The sequence below is a fragment of the Azospirillum sp. UFLA03-27 genome (genome assembly GCF_059803775.1).
On sequence record NZ_JAUQTX010000015.1, the window covers coordinates 39,189 to 45,517 of the forward strand.

The following is a 6,329-nucleotide window of genomic DNA, read 5'->3' on the forward strand; positions in this document are numbered from 1 at the left end:
TTGAGGGATGGTTCCGTGGACACTGACCCCGCCCTTCCGACCTCACACATCGACCGGTTGACCGACCGTCTCGTCGCCTGCCTCGACGAGGGTGACGGCTCCGCCGCGGCCCGCGCCGCGGTGGTGGCGGTTCGCTCGGGTCCGCGCTCCTGGACCGCCGGCCTCGCCCGCGGCGGCGCGGCGCCTCCGCCGGTCACGGTCCGCTTTCTCGTGTACAGCATCACCAAGACCCTGACCGCCGCCGCCCTGCTGCGGCTGTGCGAGCGGGGCCTGATCGACCTTGACGCTCCGCTGGACCGCTGGTTGCCGGACTTCGCGGCGGCCGACCGGATCACCCTGGCCCAACTGCTCGCCCACCGCGCCGGGCTGCGCAATTACGGCGGCAGCCCCGCCTACCACGCCGCCGTGCGGGCGGGCGAGGAGCCATGGAGCGAGGATGGCTTCCTGGAGCGCTGCCGCGCCGCCGACTTGTTCGCCGCGCCGGGGCGGGAATTCTCCTATTCCAACATCGGCTACCTGCTGGCGAAGCGGGTACTGGAGCGGGTCACCGGCCTGTCCTTCGCCCAGGCCCTGGACCGTGAGCTGTTCCGCCCGCTGGGCCTGACCGGCTGGTCAGTGCCGACGGAACGCGACGACCTGTCCGGCCTATGGACCGGCCCCAGCCCCTATCTCGGCGGCAAGGACGGTCCGCCCGCCGATGTGGCCGCCCTCTACCATCCCGGCTGGGTGGCCCATGGCGTCGTGGCCGCGACGGCGCAGGACATCGCCGGCCTTCTCCACGCGCTGTTCGCGGGTGGCCTGCTGCCCAACGCCATGGCGGCGCGCATGCTCGACTCCGCCCCGGTGCCGGGAACCATGCGCGGGCGCCCCTGGGTGGAGCCGGGCTACGGCCTCGGCCTGATGGTGGAGCGCGACGAGCAGGCTGGGCCCTATTGGGGACACACCGGCGGCGGGCCTGGCGGGTCGGCCTGCGCCTATCACTTCCCCGCCCGCAAGCCGGGGGAGGAAGCGGTGACCGTCGCCCTCTTCACCGATGGCGAGGACAACGACCAGGCGGAATGGATGACCGTGGAGGCCGCGGAAATCCTGCGCGAGTGATTTCCGTCAGCGCCGCTCGAACAGCTCCATCTCCCCCTCCACGGGGGTGCGCCGCAGCGCCTGGAGATAGTCCATCTCCTGATGCACCGTCTCCAGCTCCGCCTCGGGGCGCAGCAGACGGCGAAAGGCCCGCCCGGTGGTCGGGAAGAAATGGACGCGCCGCCCCTTGTCCCCGCCCAGATCCTGCACGGCCAGCGCCAGCCCCTCCCGCCGCACATAGTCCACAGCGAAGGCGGCGTTGGCGGCACCGACGTCCAGGCTGGTGTCGATGACGCGCGCCGCCCCGAACAGCTTGACCTCCATCCGCTCGCGCCGGGCGCCGCGTGTCAGCAGGTCGTTGATCAGCCATTCCATCGCAACGCTGCCGTAGCGGGTCGCCACGCCAAAGCCCTCGCCGCCGGACGGAGAGCCGGGCAGCAGGAAATGGTTCATGCCGCCGACCCGGACCACCGGATCGTTGATGCAGGCGGCGACGCAGGAGCCGAGCGTGGTCACCAGCATGTCGTCGTCGCGGCTGGAGATCCGGTGATGGCCCAGCACCACCGGCACCACATAGGCTCCGAACTCACTGTCCAGGTAGCTGCCGTCGGTGCGCAGCCCGTCACCGTCCGCGCTGCAGCGGTCGACGCCGGCGGAGGATTGGAAGTGAAGCGGTCCGGACAGAGGCATCACTGTCAGCCTGCAAGGGACAAAGGCATGGACGATGGTAATCAACGGCAATTAAAGAAAATACAACAAGTCCGCATACCCCGCCGACCTTTCAGCGTCCGCGACCGCGTTACAGCAGCACGACCCAGGACGCTTCCCGCCCCTTCGGCGCGGCGCGCGCCCGCAGCAGCACCCGCTGGCCGGACTCCAGGCCGGTCAAGTTGCAGCGGCGCAGGACGCTCTTGTGGACGAAGACGTCCTTGGCCCCGTCGTCCGCCGTGACGAATCCGAAACCCTGCTCCGGCTTGAACCACTTCACGGTGCCCGTCAGCTCCTCCTCGGGGCCGGACGCCGCGCCGTGGCGCGTGTTGCGGCTTTCAGCGGGCGTCCCGGTGCTCAGAACGTCCAGGATGTCAGCAACCTGCGGCCCCTTGTTCCCCGGAACCACCCGGCACAGAAGCTCCGCCCCTTCGCCGATCTCGTGCAGCCCGGCCCGGTTCAGGACAGAGATGTGCAGGAAGGCGTCGGTCGTCCCATCCTGCGGTGCTGCGAAGCCGAAACCCTTGATCGGATCGAACCATTTTACCGAAACGCGGAGCGGAGCCGCTTCGCCTGAGGAGGGAACATCCAGAACGTCGCTGGGATGCGAATCGGCTGAAGGCAAGGGTCCGATCCTTTCGGTCAAGGCGCAAGCGTGGAAAGCGGATCGTCCGCCGAACACGAATTTAGCCACACGGAAAATAGGGTTTCCAGCGTAATTTTTTCTTCACATCCGCCGTTTGCCTCTGGCGACGGCACCGTCACAGGGACCATTTCTCCGGATGAGGGGTTACAAAAAGGGCTACAATGCGCCAAAGGCCCGCAAACAAGCCCAAACAAACAAGAACCGATCATGGGAGGGATAACGATGATGGGGGATGCGGCCCGTACACTGCCGGACCAGAGCTGGACCCTGGGCTACCCACCCGATGTGGACTGGAACGCGCCGATTCCGGTGAAACCGCTGACCGCGCTGCTGGAAGACGCGGCGGCCCGTTTCGCCGAGCGTCCCTTCCTGGACTTCATGGGCAAGCGCTCGACCTACGCGGAGGTGGCGCGGATGGTGGACCGGGCCGCCCGCGGCTTCCAGGCGATCGGCGTCGGCAAGGGCGTGCGCGTCGGGCTGTTCCTGCCCAACACGCCCTATTTCGTGATCTGCTACTTCGCGATCCTGAAGGCCGGTGGGACGGTGGTGAACTTCAACCCCCTCTACGCCGAGCGGGAGCTGCACCACCAGATCACCGACAGCGGCGTCGAGCTGATGGTCACGCTCGACCTCACGGTGCTTTATGGCAAGATGGCGCGGATGCTCGCCGAATCGGGGTTGAAGCGGCTGGTGATCTGCCCGATGGCCGACATCCTGCCCTTCCCCAAGAACTGGCTGTTCCCCATCGTCAAGCGGGCGGAGCTGGCGCGCATCCCCGCGGACGACCGCCACCTGTCCTTCCGCCGGCTCGTCGCCAACGACGGCGCCCCGAAGCCGGTCGCCATCGACCCGGCGGAGGACGTGGCTGTGCTGCAATACACCGGTGGGACCACCGGCGTGCCCAAGGGCGCCATGCTGACCCACGCCAACCTCTACGCCAACACCGAGCAGTGCAGCCTGTGGTTCGTCGGCGCGCGGCAGGGTGAGGAGCGGATGCTGGGCGTTCTGCCCTTCTTCCACGTCTTCGCCATGACCGTGGTGATGAACTTCAGCATCCGCATCGGGGCGGAGATCGTCATGCTGCCCCGCTTCGAGCTGGACCAGGTGATGGAAACCATCCACACTAGGAAGCCGACGCTGTTCCCGGCGGTGCCGACCATCTACACGGCGATCAACCACCACAGGCATCTGGAGAAATACGACCTCTCCTCGATCCGCTACTGCCTGTCGGGCGGCGCGCCCCTGCCGGTGGAGGTCAAGGAGGCGTTCGAGCGGAACACCGGCTGCGTCCTGGTGGAGGGCTACGGCCTGTCCGAATCCTCTCCCGTCGCCACCGCGAATCCGATAACCGGGCTGAACAAGGCCGGCTCCATCGGCCTGCCCCTGCCCGGCACGCTGATCGAGATCGTCAGCCTGGAGGAGCCGCGCCGCGTCCTGCCCGTCGGCGAGAAGGGCGAGGTGTGCATCCGCGGCCCGCAGGTGATGAAGGGCTATTGGAACAAGCCGTCCGAAACGGCGCTGACCCTGGTGGACGGTCGCCTGCACACCGGCGACGTCGGCTACATGGACGAGGACGGCTACACCCACATCGTCGACCGCATCAAGGACATGATCCTGTGCAGCGGCTTCAACGTCTACCCGCGCAACGTGGAGGAGGCGATCTACCTGCACCCCGCCGTCGCGGAATGCGTGGTCGCCGGCCTGCCCGACGAGTACCGCGGCCAGACGGTGAAGGCCTACATCCGCGTCGACGACGGCAAGACCCTGACGCGCGAGGAATTGATCGACTTCCTCAAGGACAAGCTCTCCCCCATCGAGATGCCCAAGGCGGTCGAGTTCCGCGGCGAGCTGCCCAAGACGATGATCGGCAAGCTGTCGCGCAAGGCCCTGCTCGACGAGGAGGAGGAGCGGCGGAAGGGCGCATGAGGGGCAGCGCGCCCTTCCGGAACCGCAGGGTGGCCATACGCCCCACCCCACCTTGCGGCCCCGCCCCCCGGACCCTATAAGGACGCTCGTCCTTTCTTTCGGTCCGGCGGCAAGGAAAAGCGCATGATCGTGGTCACCGGTGGGGCCGGTTTCATCGGCTCGAACCTCGTGGCGGCCCTGGCCGCGCGCGGAATCACCAACGTCGCGGTGATCGACCGCTTCGGCGACGGGGAGAAGTGGCAGAATCTCGCCAAGCGGGAACTCGCCACCCTCGTCGCTCCGGAGAACGCGCTCGCCTTCCTCGACCAGCACGCCGCCGAGATCGACGTGATCTTCCACCTCGGCGCCATCTCGGCGACGACGGAGCGCGACGTGGACAAGATCGTCGCCAACAACGTGGCGCTGACGCTGGACCTCTGGCGCTGGTCCTCCTGGCGGGGGGCGCGGCTGATCTACGCCTCCTCCGCCGCGACCTACGGCGACGGCTCCGCCGGCTTCGACGACGACGGGTCGCCGGAGGCGCTGGCGGCCCTGCGCCCGCTCAACGCCTATGGCTGGTCCAAGCATCTGATCGACCGCCGCGTCGCCCGCGTGGTGACGGAAGGCGACATCCTGCCGCCGCAATGGGCGGGCCTGAAGTTCTTCAACGTCTACGGCCCGAACGAGCGGCACAAGGACGACATGATGAGCGTCGTCGCCAAGCTGCACCCCAAGCTCAAGGCCGGGGAGCCGGCCCGCCTCTTCAAGTCGCACCGCCCGGAGTTCGAGGACGGCGGGCAGCTCCGCGACTTCATCTTCGTGGACGACTGCGTGGCGGTGATGCTCTGGCTGTACGACAACCCGCAGGTCAGCGGGTTGTTCAACGTCGGCACCGGCAAGGCCCGCAGCTTCAAGGATCTGGCGCTCGCCACCTTCGCCGCTCTGGGGCTGGAGCCGCGCGTCGAGTATTTCGACATGCCGGCTGAACTTCAGGGCAAGTACCAGTATTTCACCGAGGCGCGCACCGAACGCCTGCGCGCTGCCGGATTCGACCAGCCCTTCACCGAGCTGGAAGAGGGCGTGCGCCGCTACGTCCAGGATTTCCTGTCGCAGCCCGACCCCTACCGCTGACGGTCCCGCCTCCCCCCGTTCGGGGAAACGCCCAAACAACATAAGGCACCCGCCGCGCATGCTCGCCATCGCCTTCCCCGCCATCGACCCCGTGGCGTTCGAACTCGGGCCGATCGTCATCCGCTGGTACGCGCTGGCCTATCTGGCGGGCTTCGTGCTCGGCTGGCGCTACTGCCTGGCGCTGGCCCGCAGCACACCGGGCCGCCCCTCGGCGGAGGATTACGACGACTTCCTGACCTGGGCCGTGGTCGGCGTCATCCTGGGCGGGCGGATCGGCTACGTGCTGTTCTACAACCTGCCCTTCTACCTCCAGAATCCACTCGACGCGCTGATGGTCTGGCACGGCGGCATGTCCTTCCACGGCGGGCTGATCGGCGTGTTGGGCGCGATCCTGCTGTTCTGCTGGAAGCGGGGCCTGTCGCCACTGGCCTTCGGCGACCTGATCGCCGCGGCGGCCCCCATCGGGCTGTTCTTCGGCCGCATCGCCAACTTCATCAACGGCGAGCTGTACGGCCGCCCGGCGCCCGACGTGTCCTGGGCCGTGGTGTTCCCGCGCGACCCGCTGCAGGTGCCGCGGCACCCCAGCCAGCTCTATGAAGCCTTCCTGGAAGGGGCGGTTCTGTTCGTCCTCCTGGCCATCCTGGTGCGGATGCCGGCCGTGCGCGGTCGGGCCGGCATGACGGCGGGCATCTTCTTCATCGGCTACGGCCTGTCGCGAATCATCGCGGAGTTCTTCCGCGAGCCGGATGCGCAGCTGGGCTTCCTCTACGCCGGGGCGACGATGGGACAACTTCTGTCGGTGCCGATGGTTCTGTTCGGTGTCTGTCTCTTATACACATCTGACGCTGCCGACGATTATACG

Annotated in this window: 6 protein-coding genes; 4 read left to right on the forward strand and 2 right to left on the reverse strand. The window is 67.7% G+C overall.

The genetic code is table 11. From position 1 onward, the window contains the following. Positions 1-15: 15 nt before the first annotated feature. A complete protein-coding gene (locus tag Q4I23_RS04170; RefSeq protein WP_498525398.1) occupies positions 16-1,098 on the forward strand; it encodes a serine hydrolase domain-containing protein in 1,083 nt (360 codons plus the stop codon). Between the two features lie 6 nt (positions 1,099-1,104). On the opposite strand, the gene Q4I23_RS04175 is transcribed toward Q4I23_RS04170, so the two are convergent. Then, positions 1,105-1,767, reverse strand: coding sequence for a chemotaxis protein (locus Q4I23_RS04175; RefSeq protein ID WP_454020928.1), 663 nt, complete (start codon positions 1,765-1,767; stop codon positions 1,105-1,107). Between the two features lie 109 nt (positions 1,768-1,876). Further along, the gene (locus Q4I23_RS04180) at positions 1,877-2,410 is read right to left on the reverse strand and encodes a cold-shock protein (protein WP_454020927.1); all 534 of its coding nucleotides are present in this window, start codon (positions 2,408-2,410) and stop codon (positions 1,877-1,879) included. A 246-nt stretch (positions 2,411-2,656) separates the two neighbouring features. Between Q4I23_RS04180 and Q4I23_RS04185 the strand changes: the two genes are divergently transcribed. From Q4I23_RS04185 to lgt, 3 genes are all read left to right on the forward strand, one after another. Continuing rightward, entirely contained in the window at positions 2,657-4,357 is a 1,701-nt protein-coding gene (locus tag Q4I23_RS04185) for a long-chain-fatty-acid--CoA ligase (RefSeq protein ID WP_454020983.1), read from the forward strand. 123 nt (positions 4,358-4,480) lie between these two features. Beyond that, a complete protein-coding gene (rfaD, locus tag Q4I23_RS04190) occupies positions 4,481-5,467 on the forward strand; it encodes an ADP-glyceromanno-heptose 6-epimerase (protein ID WP_174440122.1) in 987 nt (328 codons plus the stop codon). A gap of 58 nt (positions 5,468-5,525) precedes the next feature. Then, positions 5,526-6,329, forward strand: an 804-nt coding sequence (lgt, locus tag Q4I23_RS04195; RefSeq protein WP_498525399.1) for a prolipoprotein diacylglyceryl transferase, incomplete at its 3' end; no start/stop codon positions are given.

What these genes read in the sequence shown, in the direction of transcription:
- Q4I23_RS04175 (WP_454020928.1), bottom strand. Translation starts at nt 1,767, where the DNA reads ATGCCTCTGTCCGGACCGCTTCACTTCCAATCCTCCGCCGGCGTCGAC.
- Q4I23_RS04185 (WP_454020983.1), top strand. Translation starts at nt 2,657, where the DNA reads ATGGGGGATGCGGCCCGTACACTGCCGGACCAGAGCTGGACCCTGGGC.
- rfaD (WP_174440122.1), top strand. Translation starts at nt 4,481, where the DNA reads ATGATCGTGGTCACCGGTGGGGCCGGTTTCATCGGCTCGAACCTCGTG.